General features: G+C 66.7%; 1 pseudogene. It reads left to right on the top strand.

Going from position 1 to position 354, the window contains the following annotated elements:
- Nucleotides 1-354: pseudogene (locus A3754_RS26915) on the top strand (penicillin acylase family protein); the annotation flags it as partial.

Raw genomic sequence — 354 nt, 5'->3', positions numbered from 1 at the left:
GCGCCGCGACCGGGACGGCAGCGGCAACTACGATGAAGAAGCCGCCGTGGCCCTGATGGATGCCTGGTACCCGTTGATGATCGACACCCTGCTGCCACAAATCACCGCCGTGGAAGACGTGGACGGCCAGAACCTGTCGCTGATGGGCCGTGACAACAAGCCCGGTGCCGGTGGGTCCGCCTATAACAATGGCTACTACGGCTATCTGGAGCGGGTCCTGGAGCAGGCCCTGGGTACCAGCGCCAACCCGTACCGGGCCCTGCGTTGCGCGGACACCGATGACAGCAACGCCTGCCGCGACGCCCTGGCCGACAGCCTCAACCAGGCCATCGACCAGCTGGGCGGCATCGCCAG

This window comes from Alcanivorax sp. HI0083 (genome assembly GCF_001635175.1).
Note: the sequence above shows the minus strand (reverse complement) of the source record. Positions and strands in the feature narration are given on the sequence as shown.